Annotated in this window: 18 protein-coding genes; 6 read left to right on the plus strand and 12 right to left on the minus strand. The window is 36.5% G+C overall.

What is annotated here, in order from left to right:
• Window positions 1-32 precede the first annotated feature (32 nt).
• The 4 genes from AC0INN_RS00800 to AC0INN_RS00815 all read right to left on the minus strand — a co-directional run bounded on the left by AC0INN_RS00800 (window position 33) and on the right by AC0INN_RS00815 (window position 1,532).
• On the minus strand, window positions 33-194 hold the full coding sequence (locus tag AC0INN_RS00800; protein WP_407933709.1) for a bacteriocin-like protein: 162 nt from the start codon (window positions 192-194) through the stop codon (window positions 33-35).
• Window positions 195-221: 27 nt separating this feature from the next.
• Window positions 222-365, minus strand: a complete 144-nt coding sequence (locus AC0INN_RS00805; RefSeq protein WP_172276895.1) for a bacteriocin-like protein — start codon at window positions 363-365, stop codon at window positions 222-224.
• Between the two features lie 41 nt (window positions 366-406).
• On the minus strand, window positions 407-550 hold the full coding sequence (locus AC0INN_RS00810; protein ID WP_407933710.1) for a bacteriocin-like protein: 144 nt from the start codon (window positions 548-550) through the stop codon (window positions 407-409).
• A gap of 424 nt (window positions 551-974) precedes the next feature.
• Entirely contained in the window at window positions 975-1,532 is a 558-nt protein-coding gene (locus AC0INN_RS00815) for a pyruvate decarboxylase (RefSeq protein ID WP_273647270.1), read from the minus strand.
• Between the two features lie 173 nt (window positions 1,533-1,705).
• Here AC0INN_RS00815 and rpsO point away from each other — a divergent pair, with 173 nt between their 5' ends.
• Together rpsO and AC0INN_RS00825 are read left to right on the plus strand one after the other, a co-directional pair.
• Window positions 1,706-1,975 (plus strand): 30S ribosomal protein S15, encoded by a 270-nt coding sequence (rpsO, locus tag AC0INN_RS00820; protein WP_172276901.1) that lies wholly within the window; start codon window positions 1,706-1,708, stop codon window positions 1,973-1,975.
• 139 nt (window positions 1,976-2,114) lie between these two features.
• Window positions 2,115-3,287, plus strand: coding sequence for an acyloxyacyl hydrolase (locus AC0INN_RS00825; protein ID WP_273647271.1), 1,173 nt, complete (start codon window positions 2,115-2,117; stop codon window positions 3,285-3,287).
• Between the two features lie 103 nt (window positions 3,288-3,390).
• Here the strand turns inward: AC0INN_RS00825 and AC0INN_RS00830 are convergent, their stop codons facing one another.
• A complete protein-coding gene (locus AC0INN_RS00830) occupies window positions 3,391-4,812 on the minus strand; it encodes a sugar MFS transporter (protein ID WP_172276907.1) in 1,422 nt (473 codons plus the stop codon).
• Window positions 4,813-5,301: 489 nt separating this feature from the next.
• Here AC0INN_RS00830 and AC0INN_RS00835 point away from each other — a divergent pair, with 489 nt between their 5' ends.
• On the plus strand, window positions 5,302-7,515 hold the full coding sequence (locus AC0INN_RS00835) for a polyribonucleotide nucleotidyltransferase (RefSeq protein ID WP_273647275.1): 2,214 nt from the start codon (window positions 5,302-5,304) through the stop codon (window positions 7,513-7,515).
• 70 nt (window positions 7,516-7,585) lie between these two features.
• On the opposite strand, the gene AC0INN_RS00840 is transcribed toward AC0INN_RS00835, so the two are convergent.
• The 7 genes from AC0INN_RS00840 to AC0INN_RS00870 all read right to left on the minus strand — a co-directional run bounded on the left by AC0INN_RS00840 (window position 7,586) and on the right by AC0INN_RS00870 (window position 16,008).
• Window positions 7,586-10,753: an ABC transporter permease/M1 family aminopeptidase gene (locus AC0INN_RS00840; protein WP_273647276.1), complete on the minus strand. Its 3,168-nt coding sequence runs from the start codon at window positions 10,751-10,753 to the stop codon at window positions 7,586-7,588.
• Between the two features lie 2 nt (window positions 10,754-10,755).
• Complete coding sequence (locus tag AC0INN_RS00845; RefSeq protein ID WP_273647277.1) at window positions 10,756-11,628, minus strand: ABC transporter ATP-binding protein; 873 nt, start codon at window positions 11,626-11,628, stop codon at window positions 10,756-10,758.
• Between the two features lie 205 nt (window positions 11,629-11,833).
• Window positions 11,834-12,037 (minus strand): helix-turn-helix domain-containing protein, encoded by a 204-nt coding sequence (locus AC0INN_RS00850; protein ID WP_040995723.1) that lies wholly within the window; start codon window positions 12,035-12,037, stop codon window positions 11,834-11,836.
• 1 nt (window position 12,038) lies between these two features.
• Window positions 12,039-12,554 (minus strand): DUF2975 domain-containing protein, encoded by a 516-nt coding sequence (locus AC0INN_RS00855; protein WP_273647279.1) that lies wholly within the window; start codon window positions 12,552-12,554, stop codon window positions 12,039-12,041.
• A 192-nt stretch (window positions 12,555-12,746) separates the two neighbouring features.
• On the minus strand, window positions 12,747-13,946 hold the full coding sequence (locus AC0INN_RS00860) for a hypothetical protein (protein WP_273647280.1): 1,200 nt from the start codon (window positions 13,944-13,946) through the stop codon (window positions 12,747-12,749).
• Window positions 13,947-14,104: 158 nt separating this feature from the next.
• Window positions 14,105-15,190: a nucleotidyltransferase domain-containing protein gene (locus tag AC0INN_RS00865; RefSeq protein ID WP_273647282.1), complete on the minus strand. Its 1,086-nt coding sequence runs from the start codon at window positions 15,188-15,190 to the stop codon at window positions 14,105-14,107.
• Between the two features lie 71 nt (window positions 15,191-15,261).
• Entirely contained in the window at window positions 15,262-16,008 is a 747-nt protein-coding gene (locus AC0INN_RS00870) for a nucleotidyltransferase domain-containing protein (RefSeq protein ID WP_273647283.1), read from the minus strand.
• A gap of 196 nt (window positions 16,009-16,204) precedes the next feature.
• Between AC0INN_RS00870 and AC0INN_RS00875 the strand changes: the two genes are divergently transcribed.
• The 3 genes from AC0INN_RS00875 (at window position 16,205) to AC0INN_RS00885 (ending at window position 21,477) form a co-directional block, all read left to right on the plus strand.
• On the plus strand, window positions 16,205-17,242 hold the full coding sequence (locus AC0INN_RS00875; RefSeq protein WP_273647285.1) for a helix-turn-helix domain-containing protein: 1,038 nt from the start codon (window positions 16,205-16,207) through the stop codon (window positions 17,240-17,242).
• A gap of 119 nt (window positions 17,243-17,361) precedes the next feature.
• Complete coding sequence (locus tag AC0INN_RS00880; protein WP_273647286.1) at window positions 17,362-19,011, plus strand: serine hydrolase domain-containing protein; 1,650 nt, start codon at window positions 17,362-17,364, stop codon at window positions 19,009-19,011.
• A gap of 51 nt (window positions 19,012-19,062) precedes the next feature.
• Entirely contained in the window at window positions 19,063-21,477 is a 2,415-nt protein-coding gene (locus tag AC0INN_RS00885; protein WP_273647287.1) for a TonB-dependent receptor, read from the plus strand.
• The last annotated feature ends 18 nt before the right edge of the window (window positions 21,478-21,495 follow it).

The raw sequence follows: 21,495 nt of genomic DNA on the forward strand, positions 1-21,495 counted from the left end.
CCGGTGAAATTTTAAATTTCATACTCTGTATTTTATTCTATAGGTTCACAGTTCGGTATATCGGAAGCAATACACATTCCGCCGGAGCAGCACTCCCCGAAGCCACACTGTGACGAGTTCTTACATTTGGTTATCGGACCAGCACCTTTTATTTCCTTTTGTTGATTCCGGTTTAGTTTTTTAAGATTTTTCATAGCAGTTTTAATTTTAGTTTGTTTCAGTTAAGCCTCAATGCATGCAGTTGGTACGCATATGTTATTGCAGCACCATGCTCCAAAACATTGGGAATGGTCTGTACATCTTTTAAGAGCTCCTCCGTTAATTGCTTTTTGTTCCTGTCTGTTGAGTTTTTTAAGATTTTTCATAGTAAATAGTGTTTAAATTATACATTCGATGATTAATGATATTAAAATTCTAAGCATGCATCGATAACACATGTGCCATTGCAACACCATCCTCCAAAGCATTGCGAATGATCGTTGCATCTTATAAGGCCTCCACCTTTAATTGCCTTTTGTTCCTGTCGGTCTAATTTTTTTAAATTTTTCATAGTATGTAGGTTTTAATGAATGACTAATTTAATAAAAAATCATTTATTATTCACATTATTGTAGAGTTATTTGTCTGTTGAATATTTTTTTTATCTATTGAGGCAGAGTTTGTTAAGGATAAAAAAAACACCTGCGAATATCGCAGGTGTAATAATGAATTTAAAAAATGAAGAGATTTATTTTCTATAATTAAAATTTTATAAGATTAACAAGATGAAATGCTCGATAGATGAATAAGGCAATGTATTAAAACATATTTGCCCTCTTTATGTAGATTTATTGAAGTATTTCATGGTGTGTTAATTTTTAGTTTATGACTAAATTAACAAAAATATTTGAATTATTCACAAATAATTTTAAAAATTTTTATCAAAATTTATTAAAATTGTGATATGTAATGAATTATGAAAAAAAATAGAATTGTTAGAATCCTGCTTCTGAGGAAGGTTTTATTTTTCTTAGTTTCCTAAGAATCGCTTTTATAGCTCCGTTTGTTCCGATTTTTATAGAATTCTCTGCAGAACCCAGAAGACGCATATTTTTCCTATAGGTATCATAGTCGGATTCCGTAATAAGGTTGCCGGTTGCATCAAAAAGTTTCATACTCACAACAACCTGGTTGGAGAACACATACTTTCCAATTCCCACTTTAAAGTATTTAACTTTCGGAACAACGGCAAAATCAGCATCATTGTTGATGCAGTAATCAGCAATCGTCTGTGCATCCACGCTGTCAAAGGGAATCTGGATTTCGGTACGCAGCATTTTATTCTTTTTATAGCCGCTTAAATTATCTGAAACAGCACTGAAAAATGCATGATTGGTAGGTTCTTTTATTTCATCAATATCAGGCTCTACCTCGGGATTGAAGTATAAAACCTTTTTTATCCTGTCCTCAGAAGAAGCACCCTTTTGTGCTTTCACTGAAATACTGATCAATAAAAAAATGGAAACCGTAGTAAAAAGTAAAGTTTTTCTCATTTGTCTTCGTTTGCAAAATTACTCTCTTTTAATGGGATGGCATACATTTTATTAAGAAATTTTTAACATTTTTTTCTATCAATTTTGATATATGAAATCAATAATGTTTTGCCGGATTAAAAATTAGTCGTACTTTTGCACCCGTTACATAATAATCATTAAACAATATTGGAATGTACTTAACAACAGAAAAAAAGCAGGAAATTTTCTCAAAACACGGGAAATCTGCACAGGACACAGGAAGTGCTGAAGGGCAAGTAGCTCTTTTCACTTACAGAATCAATCACTTATCTCAACACTTAAAGGCGAACCGTCACGATTTTGCAACGGAAAGATCTTTGGTGAAATTAGTAGGTAAAAGAAAAAGTTTACTAGATTACCTTAAAAATAAAGATATCGAAAGATACAGAGCAATTATTGCTGAACTAGGTTTAAGAAAATAGTCTACAAGATTTTCAAAAAATAAAAAGCAACTTCTTACGAGGTTGCTTTTTTATTTTAACAATAAATTTAAATTTAGTTAATAATATTATTAATTTATACCAAATGAATACTTAGATTTGCCAATCTTAAAGTAAACTGATGTTTTTAAGGCATTTCTACCTGATTGTATCCGGCCTTATTTCTGCTTGCTGCTATTCGCAGGAAAATGAAATACCAAGACCATCTTCATTCGTTCTGTCTGGCGGATTCGAATATGGTAATATTCTACGGACTAACGAACCGTTAAAAGGATACAAGAATACTAATTATACCGGTTATTCTGTTCAGATTCTCAAACAAACCGCAGGTAATAAACATTGGGAAAAACAGTATAATTATCCCCAATATGGTATTGGATTCTTTGCTTTCGATTTTCTTGATAATAAAGAGATGGGATCACCATTTGGAATATATGGTGTCTACAACGCGAAACTCGGACAATGGGGAAAACTGAAGTGGTATCACCATGTAGATTTTGGAATTGCTTTTAATTCAAATCCATTCGATGAAGATCATGGATATTACAACACGTCTTTAGGATCCAGAACGAATATGTTCATTAGTTTGGGTACGGGAATTTATTATGAACTCGGTCGTCATTTTGACATCGGACTGAATCTGAAATTCAATCATCTTTCGAACGGGTCATTAAAGTTTCCGAACAAAGGATTGAATACTTTTGCTCCACAGATCAGCCTTGTCTATTATCCCGAAAGAGCAGTTCCACGAACCAATGATTCAATTTCATTTAACACAAAGAAATATAACACCCTTGAAGTTTCGGCTTTCGGAGGGAGGAAAAATATTTTTTACAGGGGCGGGCAACGTGAGGAATTGAAAAAACTTTATGAAGGTTTTAATTATTCCGTTTATGGGGTAGAAGCTTTTTATATGCATCAATATTCTTCTAAGTCGGCGTATGGACTTGGAGTGGGCATTACTCATGACGAACAGTACAACCACACCATGTATGTGGCTGATAGTACACTTTACCAGCAAAAACGTTTTTCACATGATCAGTTATTGTTTAGTGTAATTCCTTCTTACAGGTTGATCATCGGTAAATTGAATGTGAATGTAGGAGCGGGTTATTATCTGTTTAAGAAAGAACGTAAATACGACAGCCCTGCTTTTTTTCAAAAAATAGGATTACAGTACCAGATCACAGATCGCCTCTTTGCTTCTTTTGGGATCAATGCGTATGACCTGCACATTGCAGACTATCTTGAATGGAGGATCGGATATACTTTTTCCAGAAGGGAAAGAAGATAGGGATCTGTATATATGCTCACAAAAAAAGCTTCATTTAAAATATTCCTTTACTGTGAAATGGATCATTTTAAATGAAGCCGTATTATTTTATTCTGTATTTTAATTAATGCCCTGACTTTGCTTCCGTGCTTTTCACATGTCCCAGATACCGGGTGCAGTAAGCTCCGAAAATAAGGATAACCAGATAACAGAATACAGGAATAATAAAGGAATGTTGTACTCCGAACTGATCAGCAAGGTATCCCTGGAAAATAGGAACAATGGCACCTCCCAGAATTGCCATAACTACTAAAGATGATCCCTGGCTTGTGTATTTTCCCAGCCCGGAAATAGCAAGCGTGTAAATATTGGAGAACATGATTGAATTGAAAATTCCTATACCTAAAATACTGTACATCGCCAGTTCACCATGATTGACCATTGCTGAGATGAGCAATGCGACATTTACAGCGGCAAAAATAGATAGCGTCCTTGCAGGAGCAGCTTTACCTACAAAGAATGCAACGAAATTAAGTACGATAAATACAAGGAAAAAGCTGATCTGCGAAAATGTAAGATTAACGATACTGAAGATCACCAGGAAAACCAAGCTTGCGGCACCTGCCATATAAATGGCTTTTCTTCCCTGACTGATAGACTGGTTCAATGAAATAGCACCAAGAAAACGGCCAATCATAGCACCTCCCCAATACAGGGAAAGGTAATTCTTACTGATGATTTCATTAAAGCCCATTACCTGGGGCTGTTCCAGGAAACTGATGATAAAGCTGCCCACAGCAACTTCTCCTCCTACATAGCAGAACATTGCAAAAACGCCAAATTTAAGATGGCTGAATTCCAATGCTCCCCAACCTTTTACGATTTCTTCTTCTGCCGTCTGGAAAGAAGGTAGTTTTACTCTTGAAATCAGTAAGGCAACCAGTAACAGGATAGCTGCAAAAATAAGATAAGGAATCCTGGTGGCTACGGCACTGAATGATCCGTCCGGAGCCGAGAAGAATTCGAAAATAAGATGTCCGCCCAGCACCGGGGCTATGGTGGTTCCGAATGCGTTGAATGCCTGGGTCATGTTCAGACGGCTTGAGGCAGATTCTTCGCTTCCCAATAGAGAAACATATGCATTGGCTGTGATCTGTAATACGGTAAATCCTAATCCTAAAATAAACAAAGCTCCAAGAAATAAAGGATAATAAGAAAAAGTAGCCGCAGGATAAAATAAAATACATCCGAAAGCTGCCAGGAAAATACCGAAGATGATTCCTTTTTTATAGCCTACTTTATTAATGGGGTCTCCTTTGGAGATAGAAATAAAGAAATAGATTAATGAGCCGATGAAATAGGCGCCGAAGAAGCAAAACTGAACGAGCATAGACTCAAAGAAAGTGAGGCTGAAAAGCTGTTTCAGATAAGGAATCAGGATATCATTCATACAGGTAATAAACCCCCACATAAAAAATAACAAGGTAATGGTGATCAAAGGAACCGTATAATTCCTGTTTTGCGACTTTACTTCTTTATTAATCATAAACATTTATTTAAAAGAAAGAGATGATAATACGCTCCTTCAATGGGTTATAAAAAGATGAATTTTTTAATGTGTTTTTCCCGGAAGAAAATAGATTTAAAAAACAGGGCAAATATAGGGGAACAACTTTTTTTTCTGCAACTTTTAAGAGGCTTTTTATGTTAATTTTATCTGTAAATACAATTATTATCTCTAATTGAGACAAAAACAAAGCTGAAATAAACTGATGTTGAAAAATAAAAGGCTGAAAAGTAGAGTTATAGGAGTAATAGATTCGTTGAGGAACATCCTTAAATTCTTTGTCGTTTTTTCTGATCAGGCAATTTTTTAGACGCTCAAATAAGTGATTGAAGGATAGTTGATTACTTCCCATGCCTCTTTTCTTTTTTATAGTGCCAGTTACCGGGAAAATAGTTTATCTTTGCAAACAAAATTTAGACGAATTTATATCAATCACACTCAATACGGAGTGTTTAAACAAAATTATTTATGAGTATACCTCAAGCGTTTACAGAAACGATTACTCTTGCAGACGGCAGAGAAATCACTATTGAAACAGGTAAATTAGCAAAACAGGCTGATGGTTCTGTAGTAGTAAAAATGGGTGGAACAATGCTTTTAGCAACTGTTGTAGCCAATAAAGAAGCTAATCCTGGTGTAGATTTCTTACCATTAACAGTAGATTACAGAGAAAAATTCTATGCAGGAGGAAAAATTCCTGGAAATTTTTTCCGTAGAGAAGCAAGACCTTCAGATCAGGAAATTTTAACCATGCGTTTGGTGGACAGAGTTCTTCGTCCGCTTTTCCCTGAAGATTTCCATGCGGAAGTTCAGGTAATGATTTCCCTGATTTCTTACGACGGACAATCTATTCCTGATGATTTGGCAGGTTTGGCGGCTTCTGCTGCAATTGCTATTACCGATATCCCTTTCAACGGACCGATGTCTGAAGTGAGAGTGGTAAGATTTGACGGAAAATTAGCGATTAATCCAAGATATGAAGATCTTAAAGATTCTGAGCTGGATATTATGGTTGGAGCTACCAAAGACTCGATCGTAATGGTAGAAGGAGAGATGAAAGAAATTTCTGAGCAGGAAATGCTGGAAGCGATCATCTTTGCACATGCTGAAATTAAAAAACAAATTGAAGCTCAGGAAAGACTTGCTGAAAAAGTAGGTAAAGCTTTCCCGAAAAGAGAATACAACCACGAAATTCATGACGAAGATATTCGTGAGAAAGTGTGGAAAGAAACATATGATAAAGTATACGAAGTTGCCAAGCAACCTTCAGGTAAAGAAGAGAGAGGAGAGAAATTCAAAGCTGTTCTTGAGGAGTTTTTAGCACAATATGTTGATAATCCTGAAGAACTGGAAAGAGTATCACCTTTCGCAAAAGTATATTATCATGATGTAGAAAAAGAGGCTATGCGTCAGATGATCCTTGAAGACAACATCCGTCTTGATGGTCGTGATCCTAAAACGATCCGTCCGATCTGGTCGGAAATTGATTATCTTCCTGGAGCGCACGGTTCTGCAATTTTCACAAGAGGAGAAACACAATCATTAACAGCTGTAACGTTAGGATCTGTAAAAGATGCGAATATGGTAGACAGCGTGATGGCGAATTATGACGAGAAATTCTTCCTTCATTATAACTTCCCTCCGTTCTCAACAGGTGAAGCCAGACCTTTAAGAGGAACTTCAAGAAGAGAAGTAGGACACGGAAATCTTGCTCAAAGAGCTTTACAGGCTGTAATTCCTGAAGAAAATCCATACACGATCAGAATTGTTTCCGATATCCTGGAATCTAACGGTTCTTCTTCTATGGCAACTGTTTGCGCAGGAACATTAGCATTAATGGATGCCGGAGTACAGATTACAAAACCGGTTTCCGGAATTGCGATGGGACTTATTACCGATACTAAATCCGGGAAATTCACGGTACTTTCCGATATCCTTGGGGATGAAGATCACCTGGGAGATATGGACTTTAAAGTAACGGGTACGGCAGAAGGAATCACGGCTTGTCAGATGGATATTAAAATCCAGGGGCTTTCTATGGATATCATGGAGCAGGCTTTAATGCAGGCTAAAGACGGAAGATTACATATCCTTAATAAAATTACGGAAACAATTGCTGAGCCTAGAGCTGATGTTAAGCCTCATGCACCGAAAATGGTGGTTATGGAGATTGCAAAAGACTTTATTGGTGCAGTGATCGGACCTGGTGGAAAAATCATTCAACAATTACAAAAAGATACGGATACTGTTATTGCTATTGAAGAAATAGGCGAGATCGGACGTATTGAAATTGCAGGAACAGACAGAGAGAAAATCAATGCAGCTGTTGCGAAGATCAATGAAATTACTTTCGTACCGGTAGTAGGGGAAGTATACAAAGGGAAAGTAGTGAAAGTAATGGATTTCGGAGCTTTTGTAGCGATTGCAAAAGGTACGGAAGGTCTTCTTCACATTTCTGAGATCGAATGGTCACGTCTTGATAAAGTTCCTTACGCTGAAGGAGATGAAGTAGAAGTGAAGTTTATGGGTTACGATGACCGTAAGAAAATGAAATTATCCCGTAAAGTTTTATTACCAAGACCACCAAAGCCGGAGCAAAAACCGAGACAGGAAAGACCTGAAGGTGGTAAACCCGCAGCGCAAACGCCAAAGGAAAATGAAAAGCCTTCAACTGAAGCATAAGATATAGCTTTTAGTAGCATAAAAAATCCCTCCACAAGAGGGATTTTTCTTTTGGGACAATCCTGATTCATTATATAGTTTTAAATAACCGGTCAACTTCTTTTTGAGAAGATGCATCGGGGCATACTTTGTAAAACTCTTTAAGAAGATCCGTACTTGCAGGCTTTTTAGGGTATTGATTATGTAAAAGAAAATTCTTGAGTGCCTGATTTACCCTTTCTTCACCAAGCAGCTCACTTAGTTTCACCATCGCTACTGCACCTTTGGAATAGGCGATATGAGGTTCCTCTCCGGTTGCTTTGTAAATGGGCTTGTTTTCTGATAATCCTTTTTCGTTATCATAGATCTGCTGATGCATTTCTATTCTGTCGAGCATTTTTTGTTTTCCATGCATCTTCTTATACAGCATCATTTCAGTATACATGGCTAAGGTTTCCGTAAGCATTACAGAACCTTCCCTGTCATCGGGATCAATCTGGCTGTTGCCCCACCATAAATGGGAAAGCTCATGTCCTGCGAGTTCATTAATCACATCCTGTTTTTTATCTGCATGAATATTCGCATGAAAGATCATGTCTTCAGGCATAAAGATCGCTGACGGATAGGCTGTGGCTGCAAAACCTTTTGTATAAGAAGAAATTTCAGCGAAGTTGACTGATTGGAACGGATATTTTCCAAAATTGCGCATACAATAATCTAAAGTCAGTTTCGCATTATTAATTAAATGAAAGACATTTTCACTATGATTTGCATGATAAAAGACATTGATCAAAATACCTCTATACCTGACACTTTTACGATTATAGTCAGCAGAGGAAACGGCAAAACGAAATGGAATACCTCTGGCTCCGTATTGAAAATATTTTCTTTTACCCTGTGTCCATTCTTTAATTAAATCTCCGGTTCCGACTGCTGTCTGATCCTTTTCAGTTGAGACGGTCATTGTAAGATTAATAAAATCATTCAGGAATATTTCTGGAGCTTCCGGTTTCTTAAGGCCAGATGTTTTGCCCAATTTATAATCCATTCTTTGTTTCTCATCCTGAAGTTCATAACTTTTTTGATAGCCAATACTTGGATAATATCTGCTTATCCGCATAAACGAACCGTTTTTAATAACAGCATTGAATGAATCGTGTCCGTTTACTGCATACCATTGATAGGAGAGTGTGAAATTTAAGGTTGCAGTCTCATTGGGCTGTAATGGCCGGTTTAAATATATTGCTGCAGTTTCTGTACGGATCTTTACAGACTCGGAAGAAGTAGTGAGAACAGCAGATTGGATTTTCAGACTCGGATGGAAGTTAAATAAAATTTTATCAATAGCTTTGGTTGTGATATTGGTAATAGTATATTTTCCTTCTATTATATAAGAAGATTTGGACGGGAAAAGCTTGATTTCTGTGCTGACATCTTTTATTACAGGCTGAGGGAGTTGTTCAAAGATCTTGAATTTTTTTTCGTACAGAACAGCCTTAGCAATTGATTCTTCTTTATTCTGAGGAATGTATCCTTTCATAAAATGATATCCGCTAAAAATACCGGCTGCTAAAAGAATAGCGATACCCAACCATTGATTTTTATTCCATTTTTTTGTAGCAACAGATCTGTTAAGGATCCATAGAAACGCAACCAAACCTATTCCAAAGAAGAGTCTTTCAGCAAATGCTGTTGTATAGATTCCATAACCGTTAAAGTCGCTGTAAACCCCTTTAAAATCTGAAAATATCCTCAGTAAAGGGTATGGAATAATCTTTTTCGAGGCGGGGCCTGCAAAAATAAAAACGGCAAGAACGGAAATTCCTAATGCTATAAACCTGTTTTTACTAAAGTCATTAATCAGCAGTATAAAACCGGAAAATAATAGCAATGGTAACGTATTGAAAAGGATTGTGCCTGAATAGGCACTCCAGTCAATATGGAAATAATGGTAGCCAAGCTGGAAGGTCAGGCCTTCTATGATAAGGATACCTGTAAAAAAGAAAATGAGAATACCAGCGGAGAGAAGATGTCCGGATAATTTATTTTTTGAAAAATGGGTGCTTTTTTCGATCAGGATAAATCCTGATGACTGACTTCTCCAATACAGGTCGTTAATGAAGTACGTCATGATCAACAATCCGAGTAGATGGAAATTTTCTGAAATGGTTGTTGCCATGAGACCTGAGCTTGCATACTTTTGTGGTAAACGGATTCCTTTTTCAATTTCAGCATACATTTCCATACCGACTGCAAACAATAGCAATATAGAAACCGCAATAATGCTAACACTTTTAAAAAGGTAAATCAGATCGATTTTGGCAAAGGAAATAACAGATCTGAAAGAGGCCCTGAATCCAAAATCTGATTCGGCAGTAATATAATCCGACAACACAATATGAGGAGCGGAAAAAAGATCATTTTTCTTTCCTGATCCTTTATCTGAAGAGGTCGTAAAAGAAAATAAACGATAAGATAAAAATAAGAACAGTCCTGAAAATACAATAAAAATCAGCCTGTTCGTCAATAGATATCCTGAAAGAGGAGTGATAGAATAGTTCTTTTGGGCCACCGAAAATACCTTTGCCTCCAGGAAATAGGCAGATAATCCAAAGGGATCAGATAGTGCAGAGAGCTGCTGAGTCTCTATTGATTGAGGTAAGCTTCCCGCCATGAAAGGTGAATTGGAAAATAATAATACAACCATATACAGAACGTATAACAGCAGGCCGCCGGTTACTACCAGGAGCTTTCTTTTGGTACTGTAGGCAATGAAAAATAAAAAACTACAGACTAAGAGACAGTTGATGAATCCTAAAATCACTACCGGATATAGATAATACCAGAGATTGAAATAGGGCTGCATCTCACTTCCTGTCCTTGTATTTTGCCCGAGAATAAAGCCAATAATCAAAAACAGGAAGCTCAGGAAGGTTTGCAGGAAATAGTTCAGAAACTTTCCTTGCAGATATGTTCTTTTTGAAAGAGGTAAAGAAAACAGGATCATATCAAATTTCGAATCCCAATCCTTAAATAGCTGCTGACTTGCGTAGATAATCGCAAAAAATATAATAGAAAGACTCAACATACCCACCATAAACCCGATGGAATAAGGTGAATTGAGATAAATACGTTCTCCGACAGTCAGGTTGAACTGGCTTCCGCAAAATATACCCAAAACGACTAAAGTGAAGGCAATAAGATAACTGAGCCAGTGCTTTATGTTGCGTCTGGCTTCAAATAAAAGTAATGAGTTCATGATTATGATTTTTGAGTGAGGCTATGAAAGTATACATGTTCCAAAAGAGGAGGAACAGCATTGAAATCTTTTGGTTGATGGGCTGCGAAAGTCGTGATATACAGTTCTCTTTCGATCAGCTGTTGGCTGATGATCTCATGAGTTGCCTGATAATCCTCCCATTCATTTCTGTTGATCCGTTTTGACCAGATTTTATGTTCTAATTCTGAAATCAGGTCACCGGGTTTCCCTTTTCGGATAAGCTTTCCTTTATTGATAATAGCCATCTCAGAACATAAATTCCGGACATCTTCTACAAGATGAGTAGAAAGGATCACAATAACATCCTTGCTGATATCATTGAGTAAAGAATTAAAACGGTTGCGTTCTTCGGGATCCAGTCCTGCCGTAGGTTCGTCCACAATAATGATTTTAGGGTTTCCTAATAAAGCCTGGGCAACTCCAAAACGCTGTTTCATTCCGCCTGAAAAAGTATGGACTTCTTTGTTTCGGAAATCTGACAGGTTTACTTTTTCCAACAATCCGGAAATCTGTCTTTTTCGAAAGGTATTGTCTTTTATTCCCTTTAAGATAGCAATGTGATGCAATAAGTCGTAAGCTGAAACTTTAGGATAAACTCCAAAATCCTGTGGTAAGAACCCGAGGTTTTGTCTTATAAAATCAGGCTCCCTGGAAATATCAATACCATTGAAAATAATATTTCCCGAACTCGGTTTCTGGAGGCCAACGATGGTTTTCATTAAAGAGGACTTTCCGGCTCCGTTCGGACCCAGTAAACCGAACATGCCATTTCCTATTTCCAATGAAATGTCTTTAATTGCCTGGAAGCCATTTTTATAGGTAAGGCTCAGGTGGTTAATGGATAATGTATTCATGATTTTAAATTTGGATAATACAATAGCTGGCAATGTTTCCGTTGCTTTTTTTATGATGTTGAAAAATAAGTTGTTGTATCTACTTGCTAATGAAAATGAGCTGACAGTTAAAGGGTATGAGTTGATAGATGAAAACTAAAGGCTAAGGTCATGGGCACTTTCGCTTTCTTACCGATATCATGCATCTTTTATCTCGTTTCCACCACTATTCTCTATACTCTAAAATATCTCCCGGCTGGCATTCCAGAATTTTGCAGATAGCTTCGAGGGTATCAAAACGAACCCCTTTTGCCTTTCCCGTTTTCAGAATGGATAAATTGACAGGCGTGATTCCTAATTTTTCTGCCAATTCCTTACTCTGCATTTTTCGCTTGGCAAGCATGACATCTAAGTTGACTATAATTGGCATTTTATATAAATAGATCTTGTTCGTTTTGCAAATGTAGCCCTTGCCTGAAGATATTAGCAAGAAACAGGCAGAAAATTCCTAGCATGAAATGGATAAAAACCAATCCCCATATAATACTTTCGACCTCTGTAAAGAAACTTGCGATGATCACAAGCGGTAGTGGAAGGAAAATATTGTATAAGTAAAATCTCTTCAATTGTAAAATGTTGACCTCGGTAAATAATTGAGGTTGAAAGAACACTTTAAAAACTTTTGCTGAAAACCAGAAAAAAATACCATATGTCACTAAAACGGCCATGAAAGAGAATATAATGTAAGGATAATTGTTTTCAATGTTGAGAAATGGCTGTTCAGTAAAAGGATAATTGATATGTAAATATTGATCCTCTTTATAAGGAGTTACCGCAAAACCTGTAGTCATACAGAAAAAGGAATAAAGTGCTGTAATAAGATATCCTCCTGATAATACCAGGCAGATATAGTATAAAATTTTTGCAATAGTTTTAGTTTGATTCATAGCATGATAATTAATTGATAATGCAAATGTATAATTAATTATCGTAAAACAATAATTAATTAAAAAAATATTTAAAAATAAAAAAGTCCTGATATATCAGGACTTGGAGTAATGTAATGTTAATGGGCCATTTTTACGAATGATCTCGATTAACATGTATTGAACCCAAAGTAAATAAAAACAGCATATGTGCTAAACAACTATTTTCTGAGCAGTTACTTTGGGTATAATAATTAAATAATCGTAACCCGCCAATAGTTTTTTTAGGGTGCCGGACTTTACGGAAGTCTTTTGTTTTTTTATTTCAGCATTGATCTTGGTAAGGTCAAAGAGGAGCCATTCATTTTCCTTATGAACCAGGCGATAGAAGGGTCTCAGAAAAAGAATGTATTCTGCATCATTATTTTCAGCAAAGAAAGATCCTGTTTTTCCATTTTTTTGAATAATGGCAATATGTAAGGACTTTTCGTGGTCTTTTTCGGCAAGATTAAATGCAACATTTCCTATATCAGGGCTATTTTGCAGTAGGCTCTGATCTTTACCGGCATGACTGGCTCCAAACTTGAAAAGATTTCTTTTTCCTTTTATTTTGTTCTGGTTTTCAAGAAGATTTTCCTTCATTGAAGCTATTTTCAGGAACTGAGATTCGTCTCCCTTTTGATTATTTTCCAGAGCATATATTGTATTGCTTTGTAGCAGCTTGTTTAAAGCTTTATGCTCATATTCAGACAAATCTAATTTTTGAATATCTGCAATACGGGTCCTGAAATCGTTGCAAAACAAATAGGGCTGGTTTTTGCTGTCATCAATAGTCCGATAGCCCAGTCCTGACCTGAACGTGTTCCATCTCTCATTCGATTCTTTCAGTAAAGATTGATATTTTGCTTTTGCTATTTTATTGGATGTCCTTGCAATAAGCTCTCTGAAGATCACTGCATCAGAATTGTAATAAATCTGATCAAGGCCTATGACGGTTTTTTTATTTTGGAAAAAATAATCCAGAAGGTCATGGTCTTTGTTAAATGAGAAAAACGAAAATCTACCGTTAGAGCTGGAAACAATTGATTGGTATTCTTTATTTTTCTCGAAGTCTTTTTTAAGAATATCAATGGTAAGCTGATCTGCTTCCGTAATATAGTTGTCGAAGTTGATATTGTGAGTAAGATAAGAAGTAAAATCCAGGACCTCATTATTAAGATGGTCTTCACCGATCAGAACATATTTGTGTTTAGCAATCGTTTCAGTCAGGTTACGAATTCCTTCACCGGAAAAATGATTATTCTCGAAATTTATGATTTGATAATGTTGTGAAGCAATTTTAGTAACTAATGAATCTTGAGCCTGAATGGTACAGCCTAACAAGAAAACCGTTAAAAAATAGATTACTTTCATTATTTTTTTTACAAATTTAAATTTCTGTTTTACTCAAAAATTGTAAAAATGTAAAGGACCCGAAATGAATAGATAATCTCTTTAAATAAAGTTGCCTTAGAAAAAGGCAACCTTATTTTCTTTTTGGTGGTTTATGAGTCTATACAACTCCCGGATCTTTATTTTGAATGATATAGCTTTTTCCTGATTTCGATGAGGTTCTGAGTTGTCCTTTCCAGATCCGGTGTGTCTGGTAGGTTAGAACTGGAATAATAATGCTCTATAGAAAGGACCAGGTTTTCAGCTTTTTCCATTACGTGATCATAAGATCTTTTTCCTGCTTTTATATCAAGTAACTCATCACGGTTCTCTACGCGGATCTGCATCGAACCTGTTTTTAGAATATGCTCGCAGGATTGCAGTAATCGGATGGTATGCATCATGTTTTTGCTGTCGTAGTTCTGCCCATGAATCTGGTTGACATTGTAACGGTCCTCATTGCGCTCAGCTACCCATTTCCAATATTCCCTATAGTCTTTACAGTAAACAGAGTAGGCATCCAGATTGCAGAACAGATAAGCAGTTGGTTTTTCATCCTTAAGAACAGATGATACAGAAACCTGATTTGCCTCTTCATTCTGAATAATCCCCTTATATCCCAATGTTCCCGATTCATCGTAAAATAAAGCAAACATACCCTTAGTATGATCAATGCTTACCAATCCGAATTGTTCCTGTGAGAGACTATTCTGTCCTTCCGATACAGAAAATTCATGCAACCATTTTTTCAATGCAACGGAACCCTGTCCTGCAAGGATAAAACAGAAATCCAGGATGGATTTTCTTTCTTTATCAATCGGGTTTACAATCTTTTTATTAAGACCTTTTGCCTTTTTAATCTGTGAAACCGCATAACCTGCAAAGGTATCTTTACTGAGTTTTGACAGGAAATCCTCCGTTTTCAGCAGATCCATCAACGGATGTTTGTACAGGATGCAGTCTTCCGGACTTGCCAGAATTTCCAGGATATTGGGATTGTTCTTTTGCAGCAATTCTACAAATCTCCCGATTTCATAATAGGTAATATCATTGGTCTCATTGGAAATCTGGGGGATGTAGTTCAATCCAAAGAAATCCTCCTTGGGAAGGTAATAAACTCCCTTTATATCCGTGTCGGAACTCTCCGTTGCCAGCCCGAAAGCCCGGCTTCCGGAAATAGCTTCAAAAAGAAGAAGGTTTTTATTTTTAAGATCCTGAATCGTCATGATGGTATATTATAATTGTCCGATTTTTTTAACATTGAAAAAATGGTGTAATATTAAGTGCTTTCGATCCGTTAAGCTAGTATTTTTCTAAACACCAATTCCATTTCTTTTTTATTTCCTTTTCCTCCTGCCAATGTTTTCGTTTTTTCTTCAGTCTCAGCAACTACACTTTCCAGAAATCCTAAAAGCTCCCAGTCATTGGAGTGATTATAGGATTCTCCTTTAGTAGCCTTTAAAGCAACCAGACTCTCTATTTTAGTTTTTGTAAAATCATCAACCAATACCAGAAGATCACTGAACAGAACAGGAGGAACGGTTCCTTTGTCTAATATCCACTTTCCTGTAAGTGCTGTTCTTAAACAGTAGAAATAACTTTTTAATTTCACTTCATCATGTCTGCAGGCTTCCAGGTACTTTTTACTCATACTTAAATAATGGTAAGACACCGCTATCGGAGAGAAGCAAGTATCAGCCAAAGGCTTGAACAAGTCTGCAAATTCTTCATTTTTCTTATAAACGACAGGAGAGTAGAACCAGCTTAGCAATGCAGCATTGGACTTTAGCAAAAGGTGAAAAGTCTTTTTAAGGTCCCAACCGCTACCATCCAGGTCATCCTCTGTCATGAATTCTATGGTTTCATCCTTGTCCCATGGAGAAAGATACCATTCCTTTTCATGACGGTATATAAACCGTATATCATAATCGCTGTCCGGCGATGCAAATCCCCAGGCTCTGCTGCCGGATTCAACTGCAAGAAGTATTTCTATGCTGTGTTTGTCTTCTACCTCTTTTAGTTTTTCTAATATCCTGTTTTTCATTTTTATTTCTTTTGATGGTACAAAATAATAAAGCGATTACGCAGTCTTTTTGCGTAATAATTTAGAATAACGAAATCATTATAAATGTAATGAAATACCTTATGGGAAAATGGAAAATAGTGAATGGTTAAATTTTTCAATATAAGTCTTCTGGGCTATTACATTTTTTGTAATATTGTAATTTAGACAAGAAAATATGGCATTAATAGGTGACCTAGGGAAAATTATTGTTTTTTTGTTTTTATTGTTAAGCATCTTTTTGATCACGGCAAAAAGCAAAAGAAGATTACCCAATTATCTGTTTGCTGCATTTCTTCTTACTTCTGTTATAGATTTATCCGGATTCTTTGTATATCCTTCCGGGAATTTTATGCAAAGTTTTAAGTCTTCCAGTATTCTTCTTCAGATGCCACTTTATTATCTGTATGTAAAGTCTGCATGCTACTATAACTTTAGCCTGTCCAAAAAGCATCTAGTACATGGCCTACCTTTTCTCTTCTTCCTTGTTCTGTTTCTTGTTACACAGATGTCTGCACAAGCTGACCAGGTTTTTGATATTTTTACCATTATCCAGTATTACTATTATATTATTGCTGTTTTTCTTGAGCTGAGGATTTTTAAAAAACTATACCGGGATAATTATTCTGGAAATCATAGTCATATTTATAGGTGGTTAATACAGATTACAGTTTTGTTTTTAATCGGAAATTTTTTTGTGCTACTCAGAGATTTTGTAAAGAACAACGGGAGCCTTTTTACCTATCTGTATACTTTTAGCTGCTTATTTGTATTATTTATGATCAGCTGGTTTGTGCTCAACTCCCTGTACAGACCCAATTTGTTTGCCGGAATTGATAAAGATTTGGTTCCTTTAAAAATTGAATCCGGGGATCATCATGAAAAACCACAGCAGCTAAAAGATCTTATGGAATTAATGGAAACTGAGAAACCTTATCTGGATGACAGCCTTACCCTGCAAAAGCTGGCTGAAAAATTTAATATGCCGGAGAAGCAGCTTTCTTTATTGATCAATCAGTCTGCGGGAAAGCATTTTTTTGATTTTATTAATGAATTCAGGATTAAGGATGCCCAATTACTTTTAAAAGATCAGCCTCAGCTTACTGTATTGGAAGTTCTGTATCAGGTAGGTTTCAATTCCAAATCCTCTTTTTATACCGCATTTAAAAAAGAAACGGGTATTACTCCTACAGATTACAGGAAATCAGTTATTTAAAAAGTGTTCGATTTAAAGTCGGACTGATTTTACGCCATAAAAATGGTTCGGTTTCCGGTATTCGGATCTTTATTTCCATGCAAAGTTTCAGATTTGTTTCATCATAAAATTTACATCAGATGAAGCAACAGATCAAAGTAGCATTATTTCTTTTTTTTATAATGAATTGTGGGAAATACTCCGGACAGTTCAATCAAAAAAACACAATCAGAAAAGCAGACTCATTGCTGAATAGTTATGTCAAGAAAAATGCTCCGGGGATGGCCGTAGGCATAATTAAAGAAGGAAAGGTAATTTATAAGAAGATTTATGGCCAGGCCAACCTGGAAAATCAGACACCCATTACAGATTCCACAGCTTTTAATATTGCATCGGTTTCCAAACAGTTTACGGCATTCATTGCTTTGCAGGCTGTGAAAGAAGGAAAGCTGTCATTAGATGATGATATCAGGATCTATCTTCCGGAGCTCAAACATTTATCTTATCCGGTAACAATCCGTCAGCTGGCAAATCATACGCATGGGCTGCCTGATTTTACCGGAATTAAAAGATTACAGGGATTCGGGGATGAATTCAGGGTAACCAATAGTCAGGCAGTACAAACAATTCTGGGTATTAAAAGCTTTAACTTTCGGCCGGGCGAGCAGTATCAGTATAATAATACCGGTTTTATGTTGTTAGCCGAAATCCTTCACAGGGTCTATAAAAAAGATTTTGGTGAACTTCTAAGGAAATATATCTTCACTCCGTTAGGAATGCACCATACTATGGCGATAGATGATCCGGAAAAGATCATCCCGAATAAGGCAGACTCTTACCTGCAGCAGGGGGATACTGTTTTAAAATATCCGATCGGGCAAATGGAGTACGGATCTTCCAATATTTATATGACACTTAATGATTTCTGTATATGGGCAGCTGATTTTCAGAAATCAGCTACGGATAATCATGACTTTTATACTGTGATGCAGGAAAATACGATCCTAAATAATGGTAGAAGCATTGAATATGGGTTGGGGCTGCAGACGGGTACTTATAAAGGTTTGCATCTTGTCTTTCACGGTGGAGGGACAGCGGGTTACGGTTCTTATATTTTACATATTCCCAATCAGCAGTTTTCCGTTGTCCTGCTGGCGAATAAGAGGGGAACTGAAGGTTATCAGATGGTCTATAAATTGGTGGATTTATTTCTTGGAGATAAAGAAACGGTTGTAAAACCTAAAAAAACTGCTTATACAGCATCCGAATTAAAAGGATTTGAAGGGATTTATGAGCGTATCCCAGGTAGCTACTTTGATGTTTCTGTAAAAGAAAACAACCTTTACCTAAAAACTTATAAACAGGAAGAAGGAGAACTTTTAGAACCAGTTGGAGATAACCGGTTCAGCATTCCTTCCGTTGCTACGGCAAGCCTTGTTTTTAATAAAGATTCAGCTTTTTTCAAAATTGCGGATTTTACATTTCCGATGAAAAAAATCAGAATGAATCCGCCTAAAGTGGATTTGAAAGATTTGAAAAAACTGGAAGGATTTTACCGAAATGAAGAATTCAATACGATGTACCAGCTGGTCACTGAAAATCATCACCTAGTAGCAAAACATTCGGTAAATCCAGATATTCTATTATTTCCACTCAGTTCAACAAGCTTTTATTCATCAAAATCCTACTTCGGACAGCTTGATTTCCAATGGACTTCATCAGGTACTGTAAGTGGATTTACCGTGTCCGGCTTTAATATGGCCAATATCGAGTTTAAAAAAATAAAATAACTCTGCATTATTTGACCATATGAAAATTACATCACTTTAAAAGATAAACTTATGATCAGGCTATTTTCTTGCATTTTTATCGGAATACTGATATTTTTCAGTACACTTTTACCAGCACAGGATATACAGCGTTTCTCGCTGTCGGGTACTATAAAATCGGATGGTACACAGTCTTTAGTCATCAGCCTTTTTGATGCTGAAAATACATTGATAAAAACCGAAACTGCTGACCGGCAAGGACAGTTCAGGTTTTCTGCCCTGAAAGTCGGTCGTTACCAACTGAAAGTTTACAGGAATGGTTTTGAGGTTTATCATTCAGAAAATATTCCTGTAACAGAAAATAAGATGCTTCCTGTTATTGATCTTACAGTAAAATCCATTGAAGAAGTTACCATTACCAAAACCCGTCCTTTTATAGAAAGACAGGAGGGGAAGATGATCCTTAATGTAGAAAACAGCATTTCCGCTACCGGAAGCTCGGCTTTTGAAATCCTGGAGAAAGCACCAGGAGTGAGCGTGGATAATAATGACAATTTAAGTCTTCACGGAAAAGGAAATCTGCTGGTTCAGATTGACGGTAAAAATACACCGATGACGGGAAGTGACCTTGCGGGTTATCTCAGGGGGATTCCCTCAGCCTCCATTGATAAAATAGAATTTGTTACCAATCCTTCTTCGAAATATGATGCAGAAGGATCTTCGATTATCAATATCAGATTAAAAAAAGAGCAAAAGAAGGGGACTAACGGGACTGTTTCTATCTCTGCGGGAGCCGGTAAATATATAAAAACTAACAATACGGTCAGCATCAATCACAGGAGCGGGAAGGTGAATGCTTTTGCAAACTATGGCTTTGTTGATAGAATTTTTTACAATCATCTGCTTTTAAACAGGAATTTTTATGAAAACAACCAATTTAAAAAAGCTTTTATTCAGGATAATTTCCTGAAGTTTGGAATAACGGGCCATATGACCAGGATGGGGATAGATTACGATCTGAATAACAAGAATATTCTTGGGCTTTCTGTGGGACTAGTAGCTAATAATGTTAAAATTGACGGAAATACCTCAAGCCTCACACTGGGAAGTAATCAGCTTCCGGAAAGTACCTTCGGAACCATAAGTAAAACCCGGAATCATTTCGCTAATCCTTCCCTTAATCTCAACCATAAATACAGCCTTGATTCTCTGGGATCAGAACTAACAACGGATTTTGACTATATCAACTATTCAAACGGTTCTCTACAGAATTTTGAAACCAGGAACTACAATTTATCGGGTAGTTTGGACAGGCTTGATATTCTGAAAGGGGATATGAAAGGAAAACTGAATATTTTTTCATTGAAAAGCGACCTTACTAAAAACTTTAAGTATGGATGGAAACTGGAAAGCGGGATTAAAACAAGCTTTGTAAAATCTGATAATGATTTGAAATTTTTTGACGGAAGTTCAGGGGTCTTTGTGTCTGATCCTACCAAAACCAATCATTTTATTTATGAGGAAAACATTAATGCTGTTTATGGGAATGCTTCCAAAAAATGGGAAAGGCTTAAAATGATAGCCGGACTGCGAATGGAAAATACAAATATAAAGGGCATGCAGCTTGCTAATAACCAGATTAATAAAAGAAACTATACGCAAGTATTCCCGAGTGCAGTACTGGCATATAATATAACGGATAAAAGTTCCATGGAGATCAGCTTAAGCAGAAGGATCACCCGCCCCAGTTATAATCAGCTCAATCCTTTCAGATTTTACTTTGACCCTACTACTTCAAAGGCCGGAAATCCAGATCTGATTCCCGAGACGATGATGAATTATGAGCTTACTTACAGCCTTAACAATAAATATTTTGCCACACTGAATTATAGCAGAACTTCTGATCACATAATTAATGTAGTAAAGCCTGTGGTGGAAAACGGACAGAATATTGCGATCCAAACATTTGAAAATATCAGTTCGGCTTCCCATTACGGGCTCAGTCTGATCGTTCCTGTAAAAGTGATGCGTTGGTGGGATATAAGCAATACTGCCAGTTTTTACTATGCTTCTTTCACAGGGAATGTTTCGGGAAGTCAGATTACCAACCAGGGAAATTTTACCTTCAGCATCAACAGCATCCATAACTTCAAATTAGGAAACGGCTTTACTGCTGAAGTTACGGGAAATTACCACGCCAGAGAAATACAGGCTTATGTATATGCACGGCCCTATGGCTTTCTGAGTATTGGTGCCCAGAAAAAATTTAACAATAAAAGTGTCCTTAAATTTTCTTTTGCTGATGTGTTTTTTACCAGTAATCCAAGGGGGCAGTTTGCTTATAATGATTACCTGGAGAATTTTACGGTAAAAAGAGATTCCAGGGTCGTGATGCTGTCCTATACTTATAACTTCGGATCCTCTAAAAACCTTCAATTGAGAAAGACCGGAGGTGCAGATGACCTGAAAGAGAGAATCGGAAGCTGATGATATAAATTAAATCTC

The sequence above is a fragment of the Chryseobacterium subflavum genome, from assembly GCF_055762745.1.

Bases quoted from the DNA above. Each gene is read 5' to 3' on its own strand.
- AC0INN_RS00800 (WP_407933709.1), bottom strand. From the start codon at position 194: ATGAAAAATCTTAAAAAACTAAACCGGAATCAACAAAAGGAAATAAAA.
- AC0INN_RS00805 (WP_172276895.1), bottom strand. From the start codon at position 365: ATGAAAAATCTTAAAAAACTCAACAGACAGGAACAAAAAGCAATTAAC.
- AC0INN_RS00810 (WP_407933710.1), bottom strand. From the start codon at position 550: ATGAAAAATTTAAAAAAATTAGACCGACAGGAACAAAAGGCAATTAAA.
- AC0INN_RS00815 (WP_273647270.1), bottom strand. From the start codon at position 1,532: ATGAGAAAAACTTTACTTTTTACTACGGTTTCCATTTTTTTATTGATC.
- rpsO (WP_172276901.1), top strand. From the start codon at position 1,706: ATGTACTTAACAACAGAAAAAAAGCAGGAAATTTTCTCAAAACACGGG.
- AC0INN_RS00825 (WP_273647271.1), top strand. From the start codon at position 2,115: ATGTTTTTAAGGCATTTCTACCTGATTGTATCCGGCCTTATTTCTGCT.
- AC0INN_RS00830 (WP_172276907.1), bottom strand. From the start codon at position 4,812: ATGATTAATAAAGAAGTAAAGTCGCAAAACAGGAATTATACGGTTCCT.
- AC0INN_RS00835 (WP_273647275.1), top strand. From the start codon at position 5,302: ATGAGTATACCTCAAGCGTTTACAGAAACGATTACTCTTGCAGACGGC.
- AC0INN_RS00840 (WP_273647276.1), bottom strand. From the start codon at position 10,753: ATGAACTCATTACTTTTATTTGAAGCCAGACGCAACATAAAGCACTGG.
- AC0INN_RS00845 (WP_273647277.1), bottom strand. From the start codon at position 11,628: ATGAATACATTATCCATTAACCACCTGAGCCTTACCTATAAAAATGGC.
- AC0INN_RS00850 (WP_040995723.1), bottom strand. From the start codon at position 12,037: ATGCCAATTATAGTCAACTTAGATGTCATGCTTGCCAAGCGAAAAATG.
- AC0INN_RS00855 (WP_273647279.1), bottom strand. From the start codon at position 12,554: ATGAATCAAACTAAAACTATTGCAAAAATTTTATACTATATCTGCCTG.
- AC0INN_RS00860 (WP_273647280.1), bottom strand. From the start codon at position 13,946: ATGAAAGTAATCTATTTTTTAACGGTTTTCTTGTTAGGCTGTACCATT.
- AC0INN_RS00865 (WP_273647282.1), bottom strand. From the start codon at position 15,190: ATGACGATTCAGGATCTTAAAAATAAAAACCTTCTTCTTTTTGAAGCT.
- AC0INN_RS00870 (WP_273647283.1), bottom strand. From the start codon at position 16,008: ATGAAAAACAGGATATTAGAAAAACTAAAAGAGGTAGAAGACAAACAC.
- AC0INN_RS00875 (WP_273647285.1), top strand. From the start codon at position 16,205: ATGGCATTAATAGGTGACCTAGGGAAAATTATTGTTTTTTTGTTTTTA.
- AC0INN_RS00880 (WP_273647286.1), top strand. From the start codon at position 17,362: ATGAAGCAACAGATCAAAGTAGCATTATTTCTTTTTTTTATAATGAAT.
- AC0INN_RS00885 (WP_273647287.1), top strand. From the start codon at position 19,063: ATGATCAGGCTATTTTCTTGCATTTTTATCGGAATACTGATATTTTTC.